This window comes from Streptococcus sp. 959, from assembly GCF_013277075.1.
Lineage (GTDB): Bacteria > Bacillota > Bacilli > Lactobacillales > Streptococcaceae > Streptococcus > Streptococcus pseudopneumoniae_C.
Genome location: NZ_VMMF01000017.1, coordinates 33,756 through 57,809 on the forward strand (window position 1 = coordinate 33,756; position 24,054 = coordinate 57,809).

At 41.6% G+C, this 24,054-nt stretch carries 18 protein-coding genes and 1 pseudogene; 16 read left to right on the forward strand and 3 right to left on the reverse strand.

Annotation, left to right across the window (positions count from 1 at the left end; translation table 11 throughout):
• The first annotated feature begins 53 nt into the window (after positions 1-53).
• From HT717_RS06190 to HT717_RS06230, 9 genes are all read left to right on the forward strand, one after another.
• The gene (locus HT717_RS06190; protein ID WP_173304735.1) at positions 54-2,450 is read left to right on the forward strand and encodes a primosomal protein N'; all 2,397 of its coding nucleotides are present in this window, start codon (positions 54-56) and stop codon (positions 2,448-2,450) included.
• 12 nt (positions 2,451-2,462) lie between these two features.
• A complete protein-coding gene (gene fmt, locus HT717_RS06195) occupies positions 2,463-3,398 on the forward strand; it encodes a methionyl-tRNA formyltransferase (RefSeq protein ID WP_173304737.1) in 936 nt (311 codons plus the stop codon).
• Positions 3,391-4,704 carry a 16S rRNA (cytosine(967)-C(5))-methyltransferase RsmB gene (rsmB, locus tag HT717_RS06200; protein WP_173304739.1) on the forward strand — a complete coding sequence of 438 codons (1,314 nt, stop codon included), beginning with the start codon at positions 3,391-3,393 and terminating at the stop codon, positions 4,702-4,704. Before fmt ends, rsmB begins: the two co-directional genes overlap by 8 nt.
• A 14-nt stretch (positions 4,705-4,718) precedes the next feature.
• A complete protein-coding gene (locus HT717_RS06205) occupies positions 4,719-5,459 on the forward strand; it encodes a Stp1/IreP family PP2C-type Ser/Thr phosphatase (RefSeq protein WP_000406242.1) in 741 nt (246 codons plus the stop codon).
• Complete coding sequence (gene pknB, locus HT717_RS06210) at positions 5,456-7,357, forward strand: Stk1 family PASTA domain-containing Ser/Thr kinase (RefSeq protein ID WP_173304741.1); 1,902 nt, start codon at positions 5,456-5,458, stop codon at positions 7,355-7,357. The genes HT717_RS06205 and pknB overlap by 4 nt, the downstream gene beginning before the upstream one ends.
• 88 nt (positions 7,358-7,445) lie before the next feature.
• Positions 7,446-8,204 carry a threonine/serine exporter family protein gene (locus HT717_RS06215; protein WP_153226634.1) on the forward strand — a complete coding sequence of 253 codons (759 nt, stop codon included), beginning with the start codon at positions 7,446-7,448 and terminating at the stop codon, positions 8,202-8,204.
• 1 nt (position 8,205) lies between these two features.
• The gene (locus HT717_RS06220; protein WP_060805454.1) at positions 8,206-8,655 is read left to right on the forward strand and encodes a threonine/serine exporter family protein; all 450 of its coding nucleotides are present in this window, start codon (positions 8,206-8,208) and stop codon (positions 8,653-8,655) included.
• Between the two features lie 113 nt (positions 8,656-8,768).
• Positions 8,769-9,941: a hydroxymethylglutaryl-CoA synthase gene (locus HT717_RS06225; RefSeq protein ID WP_031227813.1), complete on the forward strand. Its 1,173-nt coding sequence runs from the start codon at positions 8,769-8,771 to the stop codon at positions 9,939-9,941.
• Positions 9,941-11,215: a hydroxymethylglutaryl-CoA reductase, degradative gene (locus tag HT717_RS06230; RefSeq protein WP_023943609.1), complete on the forward strand. Its 1,275-nt coding sequence runs from the start codon at positions 9,941-9,943 to the stop codon at positions 11,213-11,215. The genes HT717_RS06225 and HT717_RS06230 overlap by 1 nt, the downstream gene beginning before the upstream one ends.
• Positions 11,216-11,356: 141 nt before the next feature.
• On the opposite strand, the gene HT717_RS06235 is transcribed toward HT717_RS06230, so the two are convergent.
• Positions 11,357-12,322: a LacI family DNA-binding transcriptional regulator gene (locus HT717_RS06235; protein ID WP_000226013.1), complete on the reverse strand. Its 966-nt coding sequence runs from the start codon at positions 12,320-12,322 to the stop codon at positions 11,357-11,359.
• Positions 12,303-13,757 carry a glycoside hydrolase family 32 protein gene (locus HT717_RS06240; protein WP_173304743.1) on the reverse strand — a complete coding sequence of 485 codons (1,455 nt, stop codon included), beginning with the start codon at positions 13,755-13,757 and terminating at the stop codon, positions 12,303-12,305. Before HT717_RS06240 ends, HT717_RS06235 begins: the two co-directional genes overlap by 20 nt.
• A gap of 378 nt (positions 13,758-14,135) precedes the next feature.
• On the opposite strand from HT717_RS06240, the gene HT717_RS06245 reads away from it, so the two are divergent.
• Together HT717_RS06245 and scrK are read left to right on the forward strand one after the other, a co-directional pair.
• A complete protein-coding gene (locus HT717_RS06245) occupies positions 14,136-16,022 on the forward strand; it encodes a sucrose-specific PTS transporter subunit IIBC (protein ID WP_153226628.1) in 1,887 nt (628 codons plus the stop codon).
• Positions 16,023-16,170: 148 nt separating this feature from the next.
• On the forward strand, positions 16,171-17,058 hold the full coding sequence (gene scrK / locus HT717_RS06250) for a fructokinase ScrK (RefSeq protein ID WP_020900750.1): 888 nt from the start codon (positions 16,171-16,173) through the stop codon (positions 17,056-17,058).
• 42 nt (positions 17,059-17,100) lie between these two features.
• On the opposite strand, the gene HT717_RS06255 is transcribed toward scrK, so the two are convergent.
• On the reverse strand, positions 17,101-17,718 hold the full coding sequence (locus tag HT717_RS06255) for a TVP38/TMEM64 family protein (RefSeq protein WP_020900751.1): 618 nt from the start codon (positions 17,716-17,718) through the stop codon (positions 17,101-17,103).
• A gap of 187 nt (positions 17,719-17,905) precedes the next feature.
• Here HT717_RS06255 and HT717_RS06260 point away from each other — a divergent pair.
• The 5 genes and pseudogenes from HT717_RS06260 to HT717_RS06280 form a co-directional block, all read left to right on the forward strand.
• A pseudogene (locus HT717_RS06260) lies at positions 17,906-18,206 on the forward strand (DUF6261 family protein); the annotation flags it as partial.
• Positions 18,207-18,269: 63 nt separating this feature from the next.
• Entirely contained in the window at positions 18,270-19,421 is a 1,152-nt protein-coding gene (locus HT717_RS06265; RefSeq protein WP_061088327.1) for an AbiH family protein, read from the forward strand.
• A gap of 154 nt (positions 19,422-19,575) precedes the next feature.
• The gene (locus tag HT717_RS06270) at positions 19,576-21,147 is read left to right on the forward strand and encodes a type I restriction-modification system subunit M (protein ID WP_153226051.1); all 1,572 of its coding nucleotides are present in this window, start codon (positions 19,576-19,578) and stop codon (positions 21,145-21,147) included.
• Positions 21,137-22,132: a virulence RhuM family protein gene (locus HT717_RS06275; protein WP_061088325.1), complete on the forward strand. Its 996-nt coding sequence runs from the start codon at positions 21,137-21,139 to the stop codon at positions 22,130-22,132. Before HT717_RS06270 ends, HT717_RS06275 begins: the two co-directional genes overlap by 11 nt.
• Entirely contained in the window at positions 22,132-24,009 is a 1,878-nt protein-coding gene (locus HT717_RS06280; RefSeq protein ID WP_173304745.1) for a restriction endonuclease subunit S, read from the forward strand. The genes HT717_RS06275 and HT717_RS06280 overlap by 1 nt, the downstream gene beginning before the upstream one ends.
• Positions 24,010-24,054: the final 45 nt, after the last annotated feature.

The window sequence follows — 24,054 nt, forward strand, 5'->3', positions numbered from 1 at the left end:
TCAATCTTATTTTTTCTATTGCAAGAATGTACTGACAAGGAGGAGGTGAGAAGATGGCTATAGCCAAGATTATCGTAGATGTGCCTTTGATGCAGACGGACCAGCCCTATAGTTACAGGATTCCTGAGGAATTTGAGGGAATGCTGGAAGTTGGGATGCGGGTTCATGTGCCCTTTGGTAAGGGAAATCGCTTGATTCAAGGGATTGTTCTTGGTTTGGAGTCCCAATCGGATGAAGAAGAGATGGAGCAAGATTTAAAAGATATTGCTGAGGTGTTGGATTTTTCACCTGTTCTCACCCAAGAACAACTCTGGTTGGCTGAGGAGCTCCGCAAGTCCGTCTTCTCCTATAAAATCTCCATCCTCAAGGCCATGCTACCGGGATTTCTGAATTCTAGCTATGACAAGATTCTCTATCCTAAGGTAGGTCTGAGTCAGGAGGACCAAGAGCGTTTGTTTGGTTCAGAAGATTCGCTAGCCTTTTCTTCACTAGACATTGCGAAGCAAGTCGAAATGATGCGTTTGACTAGAAAAGGTCTGCTTGGTCTGGAATATCAGGCGGTCGATCAAAAGAAGGTCAAGACCCAGTCTTGGTATGAGGTTGATCTTGTTCAGTTAGAAGGTGTCGAGATTTCTGCGCGCTCCAAGAAAAAGTTGGAATTGAGAGACTATCTGCTGTCTCATCCGGAGAGTGATTCCTTGGCTAGTTTGTTAGAGTCCTATTCGCGGGAGCAAGTCAACTTCTTTGTGGAGCAAGGTGCTGTGTCCATAGTCCAAAAGGAAGTTCAACGCTCGGCTGCTTATTTTGAAGGCATTGAGGCAAGTCGGCCTTTGGAGTTGAATCCAGAACAAAGACAGGCGCGTGATGCGGTTGTCAGTGCTATTGGTAGTCACCAGCCTCCCTTCCTCCTTCAAGGGATTACAGGAAGTGGGAAGACAGAGGTTTACTTGCAGATTATCCAAGGTGCCTTGGACAAGGGAAAGACAGCTATTTTGCTGGTGCCTGAGATTTCCTTGACTCCACAGATGACGGAGCGTTTTATTGCTCGATTTGGTGAGAAAGTGGCCATTCTTCACTCAGGCTTGTCTAATGGTGAAAAGTATGATGAATGGCGCAAGGTCGAGCGTGGAGACGCTCAAGTTGTGGTTGGTGCTAGATCCGCTATCTTTGCTCCTCTTAAAAATCTGGGTGTCATGATAATCGATGAGGAGCATGAAGCTACTTATAAGCAGGACAGCAATCCTCGTTACCATGCCAGAGAAGTGGCTATTTTACGGGCCCAGTATAATCAAGCGGCACTGGTGCTTGGGTCTGCAACGCCGAGCTTAGAGAGCCGTGCTCGGGCTGGGAAGGGCGTCTATCAACACTTGCGTCTGACCCAACGAGCTAATCCTTTAGCTAGGATTCCTGAGGTTCAAGTGGTTGACTTTCGAGACTATATTGGACAAAACGAGACATCAAACTTTACTCCTCCTTTGCTAGAAGCTATCCAAGACCGTCTGGCTAAAAAAGAGCAGGTGGTTCTCATGCTCAATCGCCGTGGTTATTCTAGCTTTGTCATGTGTCGGGAGTGTGGGACCGTGGATACTTGTCCCAACTGTGATATTTCCCTGACCTTGCACATGGATACCAAGAGCATGAACTGCCATTATTGTGGTTTTTCGAAAGACATTCCTCAGGTCTGTCCTAACTGTAAGAGTCGCAGTATTCGTTACTATGGGACAGGAACTCAGAAGGCTTATGACGAGCTGGCAGAACTCTTTCCCCATGCACGCATTCTGCGGATGGATGTGGATACGACTCGTAAGAAAGGTAGTCACCAAGCTCTACTTGACCAGTTTGGTCGAGGGGAAGCAGATATTTTACTAGGAACTCAGATGATTGCTAAGGGATTGGATTTTCCCAATGTGACTCTAGTAGGAGTTCTCAATGCGGATACGGCCTTAAATCTGCCTGATTTCCGTTCTTCTGAGAGAACTTTCCAGCTCTTGACTCAGGTGGCAGGTCGGGCAGGACGTGCGGAAAAAGCTGGTCAGGTCCTGATTCAGTCTTACAATCCTCAGCACTACGCTATTCGATTTGCTAAGGATCAGGACTACGAAGGCTTTTATGCCTATGAAATGGGTATTAGACGACAACTAGGTTATCCGCCTTACTATTTCACGATTGGCATTACCCTTTCTCATAAGAAAGAAGAAGAGGTGGTCAAACGTGCCTATGAAGTTATGAACATTTTGCGGTCAGGCTTGTCAGATACCAGTCACATTCTCGGGCCAACGCCAAAACCGATTGCTCGTACCCACAACCTCTATCATTACCAGATTTTAATTAAATACCGTTTAGAGGATGAGCTGGGGCCGACCCTCAATCAGGTCTTGGCCCTGACTCAAGAACGGGAAAATAGTGAGCTTCGTCTCAGTATTGACCATGAGCCACAGCAATTTTTATAAGAAGGAGAAGATATGACAAAATTAATCTTTATGGGGACACCCGACTTTTCAGCAACAGTTTTAAAAGGACTTTTGACAGATGACCGTTACGAAATTCTAGCCGTTGTGACTCAGCCAGACCGTGCTGTCGGCCGTAAAAAAGTGATCCAAGAAACACCAGTCAAGCAGGCCGCCAAGGAAGCGGGTCTTTCAATCTACCAACCTGAAAAACTATCTGGAAGTCCAGAGATGGAAACTATTATGCAGCTAGGAGCGGATGGAATTGTGACTGCTGCATTTGGGCAGTTTCTCCCAAGTAAACTCCTTGATAGCATGGACTTTGCGGTCAACGTTCACGCGTCACTTCTTCCTAAACACCGTGGTGGTGCTCCGATCCATTACGCCTTGATTCAAGGGGATGAGGAAGCTGGTGTGACCATTATGGAGATGGTTAAGGAAATGGACGCAGGAGATATGATTTCTCGTCGCAGCATTCCGATCACAAATGAGGACAATGTCGGCACCTTGTTTGAGAAATTGGCGCTAGTTGGTCGTGATTTGCTTTTGGATACTTTGCCTGCCTACATTGCTGGTGACATCAAACCTGAACCACAGGATCCAAGTCAAGTTACCTTCTCGCCAAATATCAAGCCAGAGGAAGAAAAACTGGACTGGAATAAAAGCAATCGTCAACTCTTTAACCAAATCCGTGGCATGAACCCTTGGCCTGTTGCCCATACTTTCCTTAAGGGCGACCGTTTTAAGATTTATGAAGCCCTACCAGTAGATGGTCAGGGAAATCCAGGTGAGATCCTCTCTATCGGCAAGAAAGAATTGATTGTCGCAACGGCAGAAGGGGCTCTATCCCTCAAACAAGTGCAGCCAGCTGGTAAACCTAAGATGGACATCGCTTCCTTCCTCAACGGAGTTGGACGTACATTGACTGTAGGAGAACGATTTGGTGACTAAAGTAGAAACGGCTAGAAGTTTAGCCCTAGCAGTATTAGAGGATATCTTTATCAATCAAGCATACTCAAATATTGCCTTAAATAAGCATCTCAAGGGAAGCCAGCTTTCAGTAGCAGACAAGGGCTTGGTAACAGAGCTGGTCTATGGAACAGTAGCTCGCAAACTCACCTTAGAATGGTATCTATCACACTTTATCGAAGACAGAGACCAGTTAGACAGTTGGCTTTATGTCCTTCTTCTCATGAGTGCCTACCAGCTCCACTATTTGGACAAGATCCCAGACCATGCTGTGGTCAATGAAGCAGTAGAATTGGCCAAAGTCCGTAAAAAAGGCAGTGAAAAATTGGTCAACGCCGTCCTTCGCCGTATCTTGCGTGAAGGCTGGCCAGATATCACCAGCATCAAACGAAAAAATAAGCGTGACTCCATTGCATATTCCCTTCCGGTTTGGCTAGTTGCCAAGCTCAAGGAAGAATACGGAGAAGAGCGAGCACAAGCTATTTTTGAAAGCCTTTTGGTGCGAAACAAGGCCAGTATTCGTGTAACAGACCTAAGTCGAAAAGAGGAAATCCAAGCCTTGTTGGAGGCGAATAATTCCCTTTTAGCAACCACTGGTCTTGTTAAGGAGCAGGGGCATTTTGCAGGCCATGATTTGTTTGCAGATGGAGCCATTACCATCCAAGACGAGTCAAGTCAGCTTGTTACGCCAACTCTTGATTTACAAGGCAATGAGCAGGTTCTAGATGCCTGTGCGGCTCCGGGTGGGAAAACAGCCCATATAGCCTCTTATCTCACGACAGGTCAGGTTACTGCTCTGGACCTTTACGATCACAAGTTGGACTTAATCCAAGAAAATGCTCAACGTCTGGGAGTTGCAGATCGGGTTCAAACGCAAAAATTGGATGCCAGAAAGGTGCATGAGTTTTTTGGGCGAAATTCATTTGATAAGATTTTGGTGGATGCTCCCTGTTCAGGAATCGGTCTTCTGCGCCGAAAACCAGATATCAAATACAATAAAGAAACGGCAGATTTCGCGTCCTTACAGGAAATTCAGCTAGAAATATTAGGTAGTGTTTGTCAAACACTACGCAAAGGTGGTATAATAACTTATAGTACCTGTACTATTGTCTCAGAGGAGAATTTTCAAGTCGTTGAGGCGTTTTTAGAAAGTCATCCTGAGTTCGAGCAGGTAAAACTAGAACATGAATGTAAGGATATCATGAAAGACGACTGTATCCTCATTACACCTGAATTGTATGGAAGTGATGGATTCTTCATCAGTCAATTTCGCAAGATATCAGATTAGGAAGGAACTGACACATGGAAATTTCATTATTAACAGATGTTGGTCAGAAACGAACAAATAACCAAGACTATGTCAACCACTATGTCAATAGAGCTGGGCGTACCATGATTATTTTAGCTGATGGGATGGGAGGTCATCGCGCAGGGAATATCGCTAGTGAAATGGCGGTAACAGACCTAGGTATAGCTTGGGTTGATACCCAGATCGATACAGTCAATGAAGTGCGTGAATGGTTCGCTAATTACCTAGAAATTGAAAATCAAAAGATTCATCAACTTGGACAAGATGATGCCTATAAAGGAATGGGAACAACTCTAGAAGCTGTTGCTATTATTGGCAATCAAGCTATCTATGCCCACATTGGAGATTCTCGTATCGGTTTGATTCGTGGAGAAGAATACCACCAGTTAACGAGCGATCATTCCTTGGTCAATGAATTGCTTAAAGCTGGCCAATTGACACCTGAAGAAGCTGCTAGCCATCCACAGAAAAATATTATTACTCAATCTATCGGTCAAAAAGATGAAGTTCAACCTGATTTTGGAATGATTACCCTTGAGCCAGGTGACTATCTCTTGCTCAATAGTGATGGTTTGACTAACATGATTTCAGGCAGTGAGATTTGTGATATTGTAACCAGTGATATTCCTTTGGCAGATAAAACAGCGACGCTTGTGCGTTTTGCTAACAATGCAGGAGGTTTAGACAACATTACGGTTGCCCTTGTTTCTATGAACGAGGAGGATGCAGAATGATCCAAATCGGCAAGATTTTTGCCGGACGCTATCGGATTGTGAAACAGATTGGCCGAGGAGGCATGGCAGATGTCTATTTGGCCAAGGATTTAATTCTAGACGGAGAAGAAGTGGCAGTGAAGGTCCTGAGGACCAACTACCAGACGGACCCGATAGCTGTAGCTCGTTTCCAGCGTGAAGCGAGAGCTATGGCAGATCTAGACCATCCTCATATCGTTCGGATAACAGATATTGGTGAGGAAGACGGTCAACAGTATCTTGCAATGGAGTATGTTGCTGGACTAGACCTTAAACGCTATATCAAGGAACACTATCCTCTTTCTAATGAAGAAGCAGTCCGTATCATGGGGCAAATCCTCCTAGCCATGCGTTTGGCCCATACTCGAGGAATTGTTCACAGGGACTTGAAACCTCAAAATATCCTTTTGACACCAGATGGGACTGCCAAGGTCACAGACTTTGGGATTGCGGTCGCTTTTGCAGAGACAAGTCTGACTCAGACTAACTCTATGCTGGGTTCGGTTCATTACTTGTCACCAGAGCAGGCGCGTGGTTCTAAGGCGACTGTACAGAGTGATATCTATGCCATGGGGATTATTTTCTATGAGATGCTGACAGGCCATATCCCTTATGACGGGGATAGTGCGGTGACCATTGCTCTCCAGCATTTCCAGAAACCACTGCCATCAGTTATTGATGAAAATCCATCTGTGCCTCAGGCTTTGGAGAATGTTGTTATCAAGGCAACTGCCAAGAAATTGACAGATCGTTATCAGTCAGTTGCAGAGATGTATGTGGACTTGTCTAGTAGCTTATCTTACAATCGTCGCAATGAGCCTAAACTGGTATTTAATGATACTACTAAGGCGGACACCAAGACACTACCGAAGGTATCCCAGAGTACCTTGACTTCGATTCCTAAGGTGCAAACACAAAGTCCGAAGCCACAGACTGCGAAACCGAGTCAGCAGGTTTCAGAAGACAATTACGCAACCAAGTCTGTTAAGAAACGGAAATTTAGAGTTCGTTATATGATTTTGTTGGCCAGCATTGTATTGGTGGCAGCTTCTCTTATTTGGATCTTATCCAGAACTCCTGCAACCATTGCCATCCCAGATGTGGCAGGTCAGACAGTTGCGGAGGCCAAGGAAACGCTCAAGAAAGCCAATTTTGAGATTGGCGAGGAGAAATCAGAGGCTAGTGAAAAGGTGGAAGAAGGGCGGATTATCCGTACAGATCCTGAAGCTGGAAAGACTCGAAAAGAAGGTTCGAAAATCAATTTGGTTGTCTCATCAGGCAAGCAATCTTTCCAATTGAGTAACTATATCGGCCGTAAATCGACAGATGTTATAGCAGAACTCAAGCAGAAGAAGGTTCCTGAAAATCTCATCAAGATTGAGGAAGAAGAATCAAGTGAGAGCGAAGCAGGAACCGTTCTCAGACAGAGTCCAGCTGCCGGAACAACCTATGATTTGAGCAAGGCCTCAACGATTACCTTAACCGTTGCTAAGAAAGTAACCAGCGTTTCTATGCCAAGTTATAAAGGATCTAGTCTTGAATTTACTAAAAATAATCTTGTTCAAATTGTTGGGATTAAGGAAGCCAATATTGAAGTTGTAGAAGTGTCGACAGCTCCTGATGGAACTGCTGAGGGTACAGTCGTTGAACAGAGTCCAAAAGCGGGTGAAAAGGTTGATTTGACTAAGACGCGTGTCAAGATTTCAATCTACAAACCAAAAACACCACCGTCAACGTCATCATCAGCACCATCCCAACGTGGAAACCAAGGTTCTACTACGACACCAAGTCAGGGGAACCAACAAGGAAATCAACGAGGGAATGCAGCTGCTACGACTCAATCAAGCAGTGAAGACAACCACGAAAATTCTCGTGATTAAACGAATCTTTGTCATGATTTCATGGCAAAGATTTTTTTTGACTCCAGATTTGTGATAGAATAGAAGGAGTTGATAAAAGGAGGAAAGCATGGAAGAATCAAAAGAATTAAATGCCGTTATTGATGTGATTATGTTAGCGGGGACTATTCTCCTTAAAAGTGGCTCAGAAATCCATCGTGTAGAGGATACCATGATTCGTATTGCGCATTCGCAGGGGATTGTGGATTGTAATGTTCTTGCCATGCCTGCCGCTATCTTTTTCTCGATTGAAAATACCAATATTTCGCGTATGAAGCGCGTGACCTCCTCTTCTTATAACATCGAAAAAGTCTGCGATGTGAACCAGATTTCTCGTCAGTTAGTAGGTGGAAAGCTTGATTTAGAAACAGCCTTCAAGCAATTGACGACTTTACAAACTCAACCCCTTCCCTATACTAAGTTGCAGGTAACTTTGGCTGCGACCTTTAGTGCCCCTTTCTTTTCAGTTATGTTTAGTGGAAATATCTACGACGCACTTGGGGCAGGAGTGGCTACCTTATTTGGTTTTGCCTTTTCCCTCTATGTGGAAAAGTTTATCCGAATTCCTTTTGTAACAGCATTTGCTGGAGCCTTTGTCTTTGGGATGATAGCTCAGTTTTGGGCGCGCTACACAGGCTTTCCCTCAACGGCAGATTTGATTATAGCTGGTGCGGTCATGCCTTTTGTACCAGGAATTGCCTTGACCAATGCGGTTCGTGATATTATGACCAACCACATAAACTCTGGTATGAGCAAGATGTTTGAATCTCTGCTCATTACCCTTGCTTTAGGGGCAGGAACTTCTGTCGCCTTGGTATTGATGAACTAATATGACACTAACAACCTTTTTATTACAAGCAGTAGCAAGTCTTCTTGCCATTATCACTTTTCTAATCGTACTCAATGTGCAACGCTCCATGCTCTTACCTGGAGGGATTTTGGGCATGGCTGTCTGGCTGATTTATCTCTTGCTCAAGGAACCGACCAATGTTATTGTGGCTACTTTTATTGCAGCCATTATCGGTTCTTGTATCAGCCAGATTTTAAGTATTCTTTATAAGACACCTGCTGTGGTCTTTATCTTAGCCATCTTGGCACCTCTAGTTCCGGGTTATCTCTCCTATCGGACAACTGCCTTTTTTGTGACAGGAGATTACAGTCATGCCATTGCTAGTGCAACCTTGGTTGTTATGCTGGCTTTGGTGATTTCCATTGGAATGGCTAGCGGAACAGTGATTCTCAGACTTTATTCCTACTTACGAAAGCAGCAAAATAATTAGACTACTAAGCGACTTGATTTGGTGAATCAAGTCTTTTTTCTCTCTTTTACTGCCATTTGTGATAAAATAGTATAGAACGATTTTTTACAATGAATGATAAAACAGAGGTAAATATGACAATCGGTATTGATAAGATTGGTTTTGCGACCAGTCAATATGTCTTGAAATTACAAGACTTAGCAGAAGCGAGGGGAATTGACCCTGAAAAATTAAGCAAAGGACTCTTACTCAAGGAATTGAGTATTGCGCCCCTAACTGAGGATATCGTGACCTTGGCGGCTAGTGCAAGTGACTCTATTTTAACTGAGCAAGAAAGAGCAGAAATTGATATGGTCATTGTGGCTACTGAGTCAGGAATTGACCAAAGTAAAGCTGCGGCCGTCTTTGTGCATGGTTTGCTGGGCATCCAGCCCTTTGCTCGTAGTTTCGAGATTAAAGAAGCCTGCTATGGAGCGACAGCTGCCCTTCATTATGCCAAATTGCATGTGGAAAATTCTCCAGAGTCCAAGGTCTTGGTCATTGCCAGTGATATTGCCAAGTACGGTATTGAAACTCCAGGAGAACCAACTCAGGGTGCTGGCAGTGTGGCCATGTTAATTACACAAAATCCACGCATTATGGCCTTTAATAATGACAATGTGGCTCAGACTCGTGACATCATGGATTTTTGGCGTCCAAATTACTCTACAACGCCTTATGTAAATGGTGTCTATTCTACCCAGCAATACTTGGATAGTTTGAAAACGACTTGGCTTGAATACCAAAAACGTTACCAGCTTACTTTGGATGATTTTGCAGCTGTTTGCTTCCACTTGCCTTATCCTAAATTAGCGCTAAAAGGCTTGAAAAAAATCATGGATAAGAGCCTGCCTCAAGAGAAAAAAGACCTCTTGCAAAAGAATTTTGACCAGTCTATTCTCTACAGTCAAAAGGTAGGGAATATCTATACAGGTTCCCTCTTCCTTGGACTCTTGTCTCTCTTGGAAAATACAGATAGCCTGAAGGCTGGGGATAAAATCGCCCTTTATAGTTACGGAAGTGGTGCCGTGGCTGAGTTTTTCAGTGGTGAATTGGTTGAAGGATATGAAGCTTATCTGGATAAAGACCGCTTGAACAAGCTCAACCAACGAACTGCCCTATCCGTTGCTGACTATGAAAAAGTCTTCTTTGAAGAAGTAGACTTGGATGAAACAAACTCTGCCCAGTTTGCTGGCTATGAAAATCAAGATTTTGCCTTGGTTGAAATTGTTGACCACCAACGCCGTTATAGCAAGGTTGAAAAATAATGAAGATAAGTTGGAATGGATTTTCTAAAAAATCATACCAAGAGCGCCTCGAGCTGTTAAAAGCTCAGGCGCTCCTTAGTCCTGAGAGACAAGAGAGTTTGGAGCAGGATGAACAGATTAGTGTGACTGTGGCAGACCAGCTGAGTGAGAATGTAGTGGGAACTTTTTCTCTGCCTTATTCGCTGGTCCCAGAGGTTCTCGTTAACGGTCAGGAATACACAGTTCCCTATGTGACAGAAGAACCCTCAGTGGTTGCTGCGGCCAGCTATGCCAGTAAAATCATCAAGCGAGCAGGTGGCTTTACTGCTCAAGTTCATGAGCGCCGGATGATTGGGCAGGTAGCCCTTTATCAAGTTGCTGATCCTGAACAAGCGCTAGAGAAGATTGCCAGCAAGAAGGCAGAACTCTTGGAGCTTGCTAATCAAGCCTATCCTTCTATCGTTAAACGTGGAGGCGGGGCGCGTGATTTGCATGTCGAGCAGATAAAAGGTGAAACAGACTTTCTCGTTGTTTATCTTCATGTCGATACCCAAGAAGCCATGGGAGCCAATATGCTCAACACCATGTTGGAAGCCTTGAAACCAATATTAGAAGAACTCAGTCAGGGACAAAGTCTCATGGGAATCCTGTCCAACTACGCGACCGATTCTCTAGTGACTGCAAGCTGTCGTATCGCCTTTCGTTACTTGAGTCGCCAAAAGGATCAAGGGCGAGAGATTGCGGAGAAGATAGCCTTGGCTAGTCAGTTTGCGCAGGTTGATCCTTATCGAGCAACTACCCACAATAAAGGGATTTTTAACGGTATTGATGCTATTTTGATTGCTACTGGAAATGACTGGCGTGCCATTGAGGCGGGGGCTCATGCCTTTGCCAGTCGAGATGGACGCTATCAAGGTCTTAGTCAATGGACGTTGGATCTTGAAAGAGAAGAATTGGTTGGTGAGATGACCCTGCCCATGCCTGTAGCGACTAAGGGTGGCTCTATCGGCCTCAACCCTCGCGTAGCCCTCAGTCATGAACTACTGGGAAATCCTTCTGCCAAAGAATTAGCCCAGCTTATCGTTTCTATCGGACTTGCCCAAAACTTTGCTGCCCTAAAAGCCTTGGTGAGTACAGGGATTCAGCAAGGTCACATGAAATTGCAGGCCAAATCCTTGGCACTTCTCGCAGGTGCTAGTGAATCCGAGGTAGCTCCCCTAGTCGAGCGCCTCATCGCAGATAAAACCTTTAACCTAGAGACAGCCCAGCGTTATTTAGAAAATTTAAGATCATAAAAAACTCAGACAGATCGGTCTGAGTTTTCTTGTGCTTTTACTCTTCGAAAATCAAATTCAAACCACGTCAGCTTCGCCTTGCCGTACTCAAGTACAGCCTGTGGCTAGCTTCCTAGTTTGCTCTTTGATTTTCATTGAGTATTAAATACTTTTTCCTGATAAAAGAGTAACTGGTAAAAAGTAACCAGTTGTTGCGACTTCCTTGCCTTCGATTTTTTGCAAGAGAAGGTCAACAGTGAGGCAGGCAATCTCTTCCAAGGGTTGCTTGATAGTAGCCAGTTGAGGGTAGTAATTCTCGATAAAGTAGGTACCATCATAGCCGATAACCTTGAGCTCTTCTGGGACAGAAATGCCCAATTCTTGAGCGATTTTAATGACTAGAATAGCTGTTAAGTCATCCGAAGCAAAGATGGCATCTGGCTTTTGACGGGTCAAGATATTCTTGATTTCCATTTCTTTTCTGACTGGAGAAAAGTCACTGGAAACATTGATAATAGGAGATTTTGGGAGTACAGAAGAAAAACCAGCGTGGCGCAGTCCGGTTGGCGAGTTAGAATTGTCATTCCCTGTAATCATGATGATAGACTGGGCGCCTGTCTTAACCAAGGTCTGGGCAGCAAGGACCCCACCAGCATAGTTGTCAGAGGAAACGACAGGAATGTCTGGCGATAGGTTTCGGTCAAAGGAAATAATCGGTGCTGTCACACGATTGTAGTCTTCGATTCCCAAGTTGTGACTACCCGAAATGATGCCGTCCACCTGATTGGCTTCCAACATTTCGATGTATTCGCGTTCCTTTTCAGAATCGTGCTCACTGTTGCAGATGATGGTCTTATAACCATTTTTGAAGAGTTGGTGTTCCAGCTTATCAATCAATTCTGCATAGAAAACGTTAGAAATATTGGGGAAAATCAGGCCGATTAACTTAGCTGATTTTCCTTGTAGACTGCGAGCTAGGTTGTTGGGTTTATAGCCCAATTCCCGCATGGCTTCATTAACCTTTTGAATGGTTTTTTCAGATAAATACCCTTTTTTATTGATAACCCGAGAAACGGTAGTTGGGCTGACGCCTGCAAGTTTGGCGACATCAGTTAGTTTTGCGACCATAATCTAATTCATAGTAAGTTCCAGTTGGGTTTCCAGATTTAATCAGGATACCATTTTGGTCCGCATGTGGGAAGACACGACCAGAAAATACTTTTTCTCCTTTATTGATGAAAATTTCAAAGACAGAGTTATCGATGAAAATCGTAGCAGTAGTAGCCTGGTTATCGATTGGACAAGAACGCGTTGTCCCAAATTCTTGAGCGTACTGTTCACCAGCCTGGCTACGATCCACTGTCACTTGACCATTTACAAGGTTAAAGTTGATGGAAAGTCCCTTGCCTTCTTGATCAGCAAGTAAGACAATCTCGCTCTGGCTATTAGCTTCCAAGTTGAGTTCAAGTTCGTAAGTGTTCTTGGTTTGAGCACGGTTTGAGAAGGCTTCTTCAGATGCACGAAGGTCCTTGATAGCTGCGACTGGGTATTGGTATAGTTTGCCGTCTTTGATAGTGAGTTCCTTGACCAAAGAGAAGGTTCCTTGGTGGTCAAAACGGTCAGATGGATATGAAACATCAGGCAAGCCAAGCCAGCTAACAGCTAGAGCACGTCCATCAGGAGCGTTGAAGGCTTGAGTTGCATAGGCTTCGAAACCATAGTCCATGTTTTGAAGCTGAGACACATCTACCATTTTGGCATTTTCAGGGTCAAAGGAAGCCCCAATCTTATACATATTTGGATAGATATTATCGTAGTCTAGAACTTTCTTATCCAATCCTTGTGGGCAGTAGAGAAGGACAGGTTGTTCCCCTACAAAGACCAGATTTGGGCATTCCATCATGTAGGCAGTACGGTCGTTAGCAAAGTCAAGGTCGCCAACTGCTTGCCAGTTTGTGTAGTCGTTGTCAATAGCTTTGTAGAGACGGACGAAGCCTTTTTTCTCCAAGTCCTGTCCACCGACGATGGCATAATATTGGCCCTTGAAGTTAAAAATTTGCGGGTCGCGGAAGTGGTCAGTAGAGTCTGCTGGTTGGTCAATCAAAATCTTGTCAATCTTTGTAATCTTGCCATCCTTATCCATCAAAGCTCCAATCTGGTAAGGGTGACGGATCCAGTTTTCATCGCGGACATTTCCTGTATAGAATAGGAACAAGTTATCGCCAAACTGCATGGCAGAACCAGAGTAGGCACCGTGGCTATCTAATGGAGTATCAGGTAAAACTTTGACACCAGTTTCTGTGAAGTGAACCAAGTCCTCACTTTCCAATTGCACCCAAGATTTTAAACCATGGGCTGCACCAAATGGAAAGTTCTGATAAAAAACAATCCACTTGCCATCAAAGTAGGAAAAGCCATTTGGATCGTTGAGAAGTCCTGTTTTTGGCTCAACATGGTAATGAGTATGCCATGGAGATTGTGCTATATTTTCTTTTATATGTTGAATTTCTTCTTGCGTCCAATCTTGATAAAGTCTGTAACGACGCTCGGTTGTCCATTCCATTCATTCATTCCTCCAAAAATCTTATCACTTTTAATAGTAACCGTTTTCGGTTAAAAAAGCAAGTCTTTTATGTTAAAAAAGAGAAAAAACTGTCAAACGATTGTCATAAAATAAAATCAGAAAATCAATCGAATTTTCACGGAAATATGAAAGATAATGAAATAAAACCCTTTTAACCAAGATTTTAAACTTGTTTTTTAAGGAATACCTGATAAAACAGTCAAAAACAATCAATCTAAAGCGAGCCAACTAAGTTGATAGAATATTTTTTCTGCAAAACGCTTGACATATTTCTAAAACATGATAAAATAATAGTCGTAGGGCGAATAAAATCGCTTTCAAACAAGAACAAAATTTTATATAAGGAGATTTTTGCAAATGAACAATCAGGAAATTGCAAAAAAAGTCATCGATGCCTTGGGCGGACGTGAAAATGTCAACAGTGTAGCTCACTGTGCGACTCGTCTTCGTGTCATGGTCAAAGATGAAGGAAAAATTAATAAAGAAGTGATTGAGAACTTGGAAAAAGTTCAAGGTGCTTTCTTTAACTCAGGTCAATACCAAATCATCTTTGGTACAGGTACAGTTAATAAAATGTACGATGAAGTTGTTGCACTTGGTTTGCCAACATCATCTAAAGATGACATGAAAGCAGAAGCTGCTAAACAAGGGAACTGGTTCCAACGTGCTATCCGTACTTTCGGTGACGTTTTCGTTCCAATCATCCCAGTTATCGTAGCGACAGGTCTCTTCATGGGTGTGCGTGGTCTCTTGACTGCTCTTGGAATGACACTTCCAGCTGACGTGACAACTTATACTCAAATCTTGACAGATACAGCCTTCATCATCTTGCCAGGTTTGGTTGTGTGGTCAACCTTCCGTGTATTCGGTGGAAATCCAGCCGTTGGTATCGTTCTTGGTATGATGCTTGTTTCTGGCTCACTTCCAAACGCTTGGGCAGTCGCTTCAGGTGGTGAAGTAACAGCTATGAACTTCTTTGGTTTCATTCCTGTTGTTGGTTTGCAAGGTTCTGTTCTTCCAGCCTTCATCATCGGGGTTGTCGGAGCTAAATTTGAAAAAGCTGTCCGCAAGGTTGTTCCAGATGTGATTGACCTCTTGGTAACACCATTCGTGACACTTTTGGTTATGTCTATCCTTGGACTCTTTGTCATCGGACCAGTCTTCCACGTTGTTGAAAACTACATTCTTATCGCTACAAAAGCGATCCTCAGCATGCCATTTGGTCTTGGTGGTTTCTTGATTGGTGGGGTTCACCAATTGATCGTCGTGTCAGGTGTGCACCATATCTTCAACTTGCTTGAAGTTCAATTGCTTGCTGCTGACCATGCTAACCCATTCAACGCTATCATCACTGCTGCTATGACAGCTCAAGGTGCTGCGACTGTTGCGGTTGGTGTTAAAACGAAAAATCCAAAACTGAAAACACTTGCTTTCCCAGCTGCTCTTTCTGCCTTCCTCGGTATTACAGAGCCTGCTATCTTCGGGGTGAACTTGCGCTTCCGTAAGCCATTCTTCCTTTCATTGATTGCTGGTGCAATCGGTGGTGGATTGGCTTCTATCCTTGGACTTGCTGGTACTGGTAATGGTATCACAATTATCCCAGGTACAATGCTTTACATCGGTAACGGACAACTTGCCCAATACCTTCTTATGGTAGCTGTATCATTCGTTCTTGGTTTCGCTCTTACTTATATGTTTGGTTATGAGGATGAAAAAGAAGTTGCTACTGAAGTAGAGACAGAACGTTTGGTCCAAGAAGAAACAACTGGTAACATTCCAGCAGCTCTTCAAAATGAAACACTTGTAACCCCTATTGTTGGTGACGTTGTCGCTCTTGCCGATGTTAATGACCCAGTCTTCTCAAGTGGAGCTATGGGACAAGGTATCGCTGTGAAACCTAGCCAAGGTGTGGTTTATGCACCAGCTGATGCTGAAGTTTCAATTGCCTTTCCAACAGGACATGCCTTTGGTTTGAAAACAACTAATGGTGCTGAAGTCTTGATCCACGTTGGTATCGACACTGTAACAATGAATGGTGAAGGTTTTGAAGCAAAAGTTGCCCAAGGTGACAAGGTAAAAGCTGGCGATGTTCTTGGAACATTTGACTCAAACAAAATCGCTGCAGCTGGACTTGATGATACAACAATGGTTATCGTTACAAACACAGCTGACTTCTCTTCAGTAGCTCCAGTCGCAACAGGTTCAGTTGCGAAGGGGGATGCTCTTATCGAAGTGAAAGCCTAATCTTTCCTAGCTAAATGAAAACGAACAAATGACATGTTTGTTCGTTTTTGCTTGAATGGTAAGATTTACAGAGGAAAATCTAAAAAATTGAGAAACTTAGATTTTTAAAATATGCTATAATAAAGAAAATAAAAACAAGAGGTTTATCATGACAAAATTATATGGAAGCTTGGAAGCGGGCGGTACAAAGTTTGTCTGTGCTGTCGGTGATGAAAACTTTAACGTTGTAGAAAAAACACAATTTCCAACAACAACTCCAATCGAAACAATCGATAAAACCATTGAGTTCTTCTCAAAATTCGATAACCTTGCTGGTCTTGCAGTTGGTTCATTTGGTCCGATTGATATTGACAAAAATTCAAAAACTTATGGCTTTATCACGACGACTCCAAAACCTCACTGGGCAAATGTAGACTTGCTTGGTGCCCTTCGTCGCGCCCTAAACGTGCCAATGTACTTCACAACAGATGTAAACAGCTCTGCTTATGGTGAAGTGGTTGCCCGTAACAATGCTGGTGGCCGTATCGAAAACTTGGTTTACTACACAATCGGTACAGGTATCGGTGCAGGTGTCATCCAACGTGGTGAGTTTATCGGCGGTGTGGGTCATCCTGAAATGGGTCATTATTATGTTGCTAGACACCCAATGGATATTGAAAAAGAGTTTAAGGGTGTTTGTCCTTTCCATAAGGGATGTCTGGAAGGCTATGCAGCTGGTCCAAGTTTGGAAGCTCGTACAGGTGTTCGTGGAGAAAACATTGAACTCAACAACCCTGTTTGGGATGTTCAAGCCTACTATATCGCTCAAGCTGCGGTCAACGCGACAGTGACTTTCCGCCCAGACGTGATTGTCTTTGGTGGAGGGGTCATGGCTCAACAACACATGCTGGACCGTGTCCGTGAGAAATTTACATCTCTTCTCAATGGTTACCTACCAGTACCAGATGTGCGTGATTACATTGTAACGCCAGCAGTAGCAGGAAATGGTTCTGCTACTCTTGGAAACTTTGTCCTTGCAAAAGAAGTTTCGAAATAAAGCACAAAATCCGCTTGGGAAACCAAACGGATTTTTTACGTGTCAAAGCATTTGCCAGAAAAAGTCAATAATATAGGTCAGACCGTAGGTATAAACCACGAGGGTAAAGGGCTTAGTCAGAATGATGATAATCATATAGCGCTTGAAACTCATCTTGGTCAGGGCAGCCAGCATACAGAGAAAGTCAGCTGGACTAATGGGCCAAATCATCATAAAGATAAAGAAACGGTCAAAACGATTGCCTTTATCCAACCAGCCGATGTACTTGTCATAGGTGCGCTTGCTGACGACAGACTGGACAAAGGCAGCTCCGTAGAGGCGCACCAGATAAAAGATAATGGCACAGCCAATCACGATGCCGATATAGTTGTAGATAGTCCCGATGATGTGACCATAGATAAAGACCCCAGCTACTGAGGTCAAGGCTCCTGGAATGATAGGGACGACCGTCTGTAAAATCTGTAAAAAGATAAAGAGAGGTGGCCCCCAGATACCTGCCTGCTGGATAAAGGCAGAGAGGGTTTCCTTAGACTGTAAAACCCCAGCCTGATAAGCCCAAATACAGAAAATCAAACTCCCAACCCCACCGACAATTGATGAGATGTTGATAACTTGCTGCAAAAGGGGAGAAACAGCTTTCATTTGTTTATCCTGTGACATGTGAACTCCTCATAGATAGTATAACTCTACTATACCATATTTTGGAGGAGAAAGGGCGAATGAGTCTTTTTGATGAGGAATGGATAGGAAGATAGGCTTTCGAAACTTATAATAGGTCTATTCTCTAAAATTTACATGCATTCTAGGTTTAGAACAACCGTGTTTCCATAAATTTAAAAGTATTCTGCTGCTGACGGCGGTGGTCAATGCTCAAGAGGAATATAATCAAGTGGAGAGTAAGGCGCGTGCTTCTAAGTCTGCCAAGGAAGTTGGCAAGACTAGACAACTCCGTACCGAACTTTCAACTATCTATGGACCTTTTTATACGCTATACCGCAGCCAGTGCAGAAGTCTATCCTGAAAAAGAACACCTAGCCAAACTTCTCAAGGACCTCAATACAATCCGAGACAGTAAGCGATGCTTGAGTGGTCTAAGTAAGAAGGAGAAAAAAGTGAAAGTAGAAGAAGCGATACAAGTAGCAGGATAAAATTTTTTAGTAGATTCGTGCTATAATTTAAGTAATTATCTATAATGTGTAGGAGAAAAATTCATGGCAAATACTATTCTCATTCTGGGTAATGGCTTTGATATCGCTATGGGGCGAAAAACAAAGTATACCGATTTTATTGAGTTTGAAAAACAATTATTTTCCAATTCAGATGAGAAATTACTGGAGTTTCTAAAAGCTAAAAATATTAGTATTGAGAAATACAAGAATAATTTGTATTTGAGATTTATTAATGGAAACGAAGAGACACTCGGGAAAAATTGGTCGAATATTGAACTCATGATTTCGCAACTAGCAGATGCAATAATGTATTTTAAAGAAAACAGTAGCTTGCTATACTCTAATCAACTTAATAGACCGTTAAAAAGTATTATAGAGCAACATAAGATTGATTGGCGTATGAGTGCTAATTACAGTTCAAAATTATATATTGCATATACTTTCCTCTCCCTATTCGATGAAAAAGGCTGGAGTTTTTTAGAAAGAGAAGTTGCATTGGATGAATTAAATAACGAATTTATCAGGCAACTTGATCTATTGATTGAATTATTAGAAATATATTTATCTTATAGAGACTTTCTTGATTTTGAAGTTAGGAATATTAAATCCAAGCTAACAGCTTTGGATGCAATACGTTATTTATCACATGCCTATATTTTAAATTTTAATTATACCAATACTTCAGAATATCTATTTGGAACTTTTGATACGCTAACTCATTTTATACATGGTCGAATTGATTTAGAGAGAACTTTCGGTCGCATCAATACTATGGTCTTTGGAATTGAAGATAAAGAAAATGATGTTAACAGTGATTTAATTCCTTATCAGAAGTATTACCAAAGGGTCGTTAAAGAGACAGGAAATGAATTTGAAGAATTTTTCCAACCAAGGTACAAGGATTCAGATGAGGAAGTATCAATATTGATATCCAAAAATATAATTATTTTTGGTCACTCTGTTGATCCCTTGGATAAAGAGATATTTCAAAAATGTTTTGAATTAGCAGAGAAAGGTGAGTATCTATATCGATTTATTTTCACTTATTTTGATGAACCAGCTAAACGTTCGATTATTAAGAATCTTGCAATCATTCTTGGTAAAGAAAAATTGGTAGAGTTAACAGGAAAACGAAATGTTGTATTTATAAAGAGTGATGATAAGGATGGTATGAAAGATGTTCTACTACCTTAATAAAATCAAAAAATAATTGAACTTATATAATCAAATTCTAAAATCTTAATCTAAAAACATTTCTATCCCACTCATCCTTCCTAGTTCGAGTGGGTTTTCTTAAAATATGATAAAATAGAAGAGATAATACATTTATTTAATAAGGGAAGTAAAAATGGCAAGTAAAGAAAATGCAGAACGCAAGGAACTGCATCGTAAAATTTGGGCGATTGCGGACGATGTTCGTGGTGCTGTAGATGGTTGGGATTTTAAGCAATATATCCTAGGTATCCTTTTCTATCGCTTTATTTCAGAGCATATGGCAGACTATTTTGACCGTGCTGAGCATGAAGCTGGCGACTTAGAATTCCGTTATGCTGAATTGAGTGACCAAGAAGCTGAGCAAGATTTTAAACCAGGGACAGTTGAGGATAAGGGATTCTTTATCCTTCCGAGTCAACTATTTGAAAATGTTGTCGAGAAAGCCTCGCAAAATGAAAATTTAAACGAAGACTTGGCTAACATTTTTCAAGCTATTGAGAAGTCAGCGATTGGCTTCAAATCAGAGGATGATATCAAAGGTTTGTTTGATAACTTGGATACACGAAGCAATATCCTTGGTGGAACTGTTCCAGAAAAAAATAAACGACTTTCTGACATTCTAAATGGTATCAATAGCATTAACTTTGGTAACTTTGAGGAAAATGACATCGATGCCTTTGGGGATGCTTATGAGTTCTTGATTTCCAACTATGCAAGTAATGCAGGAAAAAGTGGGGGTGAATTTTTCACACCTCAGACAGTCTCTAAACTACTAGCTCGTCTAGTGATGGTCGGCAAGGACAAGATTAACAAGGTCTATGACCCAACATGTGGTTCAGGCTCTCTCCTTCTTCAAATGAAAAAACAATATGAAGACCATATTCTAGAAGATGGATTCTTTGGTCAAGAAATTAACATGACAAACTATAACTTGGCTCGTATGAATATGTTCTTACACAATATCAACTACAATAACTTTGATATTAAGCGAGGAGATACCCTTTTAAATCCTCAGCATTTAGAAGAAAAGCCCTTTGATGCTATCGTTTCTAACCCCCCGTATTCTGTCAAATGGGTGGGAGATGGAGATCCAACTCTGATAAATGATGACCGCTTTGCGCCAGCTGGTAAGCTAGCTCCTAAGTCAAAAGCTGACTTTGCCTTTGTCATGCATAGTCTCAACCACCTGTCTAATAAAGGTCGAGCAGCTATTGTTTGTTTTCCAGGGATTTTCTATCGTGGTGGTGCTGAAAAGACCATTCGTCAGTATCTAGTAGATAATAACTTTGTTGAAGCGGTTATTTCCCTTCCAGACAATCTCTTCTTTGGAACTTCTATTGCGACCACGATTTTAGTTCTAGCGAAGAATAAACTTGAAAATAAAACACTCTTTATTGATGCGAGTAAAGAATTTAAGAAAGAAACTAATAATAATATCTTGACGGATGACAATATTGAGCACATTATTGAATTATTTACTAATTGTCAAAGCGTAGACTATAAAGCGGCTCTTGTTGATAATGATGTGATTGGTTTAGAGCAGGATTATAACCTGTCTGTATCAACCTATGTCGAACAAGAAGATACACGTGAGAAGATTGATATTGATGAGCTAAATAAAGAAATTGCTGAGACTGTTGCCAAGATTGACCACTTGCGTGCAGAGATAGATAAGATTGTAGAGGAGCTGAGCCATGGCAAATGATGTGATTCTCTATAGGACAGATGACGGTAAGTCAGCTATTGAACTCCACTTGGATAATGGAACAGTCTGGTTGACCCAACAGGAATTAGCTGAGCTCTTTCAAACTTCCAAGCAAAACATTAGTAAACATATCAAGGCTATTTTTGAAGATGGTGAATTAGCGGAAGAGGCAACTGTCAACTATAAGTTGACAGTTCAAAATGAGGGTAATAGAAGTGTTCAGCGGAATGTTGCCTACTATAATCTGGATATGATTTTGGCGATTGGTTATCGTGTTCGTTCCCCTCGTGGAATCCAGTTCAGACACTATGCTTCGACAGTCTTGAAAGAGTATCTGATCAAGGGCTTTGCTATGGATGATGAGCGTTTGAAAAACTTGGGTGGAGGCTCTTACTTTAAAGAACTCTTGGAAAGAATCCGAGATATTCGCTCGAGTGAAAAAGTCTTTTACCGTCAGGTTTTAGATCTTTTCGCGACATCAAGTGATTACAATGCAAACTCACCAGAGGCAAAGAAATTCTTTGCGACGGTTCAAAACAAGATGCATTATGCCATCCACCACAATACTGCCAGTGAACTCATTTATAACCGTGTCGATAGCGAAAAGGAGTTTATGGGCTTGACCACTTTTAAGGGCGACCTCCCTACTCTATCTGAAGCAAAAGTTGCCAAGAACTATCTGACAGAGAAGGAGCTTCGTGGGCTTAATCAGCTTGTATCGGGATATCTAGACTTTGCTGAAAGGCAGGCAGAGCGAGAAGAAGTCATGACTATGGCTGACTGGGTGGTTCACGTAGATCGTATCCTTCAGGCTACTGGAGAAGACTTGCTGGACAATGGTGGTTCTATCTCTCGTGAACAGATGAAGCAGAAGGTAGATAAGGAATATAAGAGCTATCAAACCAAGACCCTTAGTCAAGTTGAAAAAGATTATCTCAGGGAAATCAAAAGTATTGAAAATCTAGCCAAGGAAGGAGGTAACTGATGAATATCCTAGAAGAAATCCAAAACTGTCACGTTGAGTGGAAAGAGTTGGGGGAGGTGTGTGAATTAAAAAATGGATACACACCCTCAAAAACTAATAAAGAATTTTGGGAAAATGGAACTATACCTTGGTTTAGATTAGAGGATATACGTAAAAATGGACGGGTATTGTCTAATTCACTACAGCATGTCTCCAGAAATGCAGTTAAGGGGGGTAAAGTTTTTACTCCTAATTCAATAATTATTTCTACAACGGCTACGATAGGAGAAATTGCTTTGATTACTGTTCCTTTTTTATGTAATCAGCAGATAACCGCTGTTATGAAAAAACAGAAATATGATAAAGATATAGATATGAAGTTTTTGTTTTATTACTTACATATTCTAAGTAATGATATGAAGAAAGGAATAAATGAGGGTAGCTTTCCAATTGTTTCTTTATCGAAAATGAGGAGTTTTAAAATCCCAATTCCTCCTCTAGAAATTCAAGAAAAAATTGTGCAAATACTTGACAAAATGACTGAGTATGTTACAGAATTGACCTCAGAATTGACCTCAGAATTGACCTCACGTAAAAAGCAATATTCTTTTTATCGAGATAAACTTTTGTCATTTGAGGATGAGGTTTATCAGGTTGAGTGGAAGACTTTGGGGGAATTATTTGTTTTTAAAAATGGATTGAACAAAGGAAAAGAATTTTTTGGAATTGGAACACCTATAGTTAATTATACTGATGTATACAGAAACAATAAATTATCAGCGAATGTTTTGGGAGGAAAAGTTAGAGTAAGTCCTGAGGAAAAAGAGCGTTATAGTATTCAAAGAGGGGATGTCTTTTTTACACGAACTTCTGAGACACAAGAAGAAATTGGAAAAAGTTCCGTATTATTAGATGAAGTTAAAGACGGAGTTTTTAGCGGATTTGTTTTGAGAGCTAGACCGATTACGAAATTATTGCTTCCTGAATACTGTGCATATTGCTTTGAATCAACTAGCTTTCGAAAGGATATTGTGCGGTATAGTACTTATACAACAAGAGCTTTAACGAATGGTAGTGCACTTTCGAAACTGAAAATCCCAGTCCCTTCCCTTGAAATCCAGTCTCGTATTGTTCAAGTTTTAGACAACTTTGATACGGTTTGTAACGACTTAAATATCGGACTTCCCAAGGAGATTGCACTACGCCAAAAACAGTATGAATATTTTAGAGAAAAACTCTTGACATTCGTCGCCGAAGGCGAGTACACTGAGAGTAGAGTAGAGGAGTGGGATAACTCCGCTATTATCAAGCTTTTACAGTGGGTATTTGGACCAATTCGAGTGAAGTTGAGAGCAGTTGCAGAATATAGTCAAAAGAGGATTAGTGTGACAGATTTAACTCCTGAAACTTATGTTGGAGTTGATAATTTGTTGCAAGATAGAAAAGGGAAAGCAGTTGCTACATTTTTACCTGATCAAGGAAGTGTTACAACCTATAATCAGGGTGATATACTGATTGGTAATATCAGACCTTATCTCAAAAAAATTTGGTTTTCGAATCAAGTTGGTGGGACAAGTGGAGATGTCTTGACAATTCAAAATTCTATAATCCCTTGTATGGAAAACAAATATTTATATTATATTTTGTCAGATGATCGATTCTTTTATTATAATGTGCAATATTCAAAAGGTTCTAAGATGCCCCGAGGAGATAAGCAGGCTATTATGCAATATAAGTTTATCTTACCATCCCTTACTGAACAAAAAAGAATTGTCTCCGTTCTTGACAATTTTAACACCCTAACCAACTCTCTTTCTGAGGGCCTCCCGAAGGAAATTGAACTAAGACAGAAACAGTATGAATACTGGAGAGAACAATTATTAAACTTTACTAGATAAAATTCTTTAATCATTTTGAGATAGGATCTCAATTAAAACAAAAAA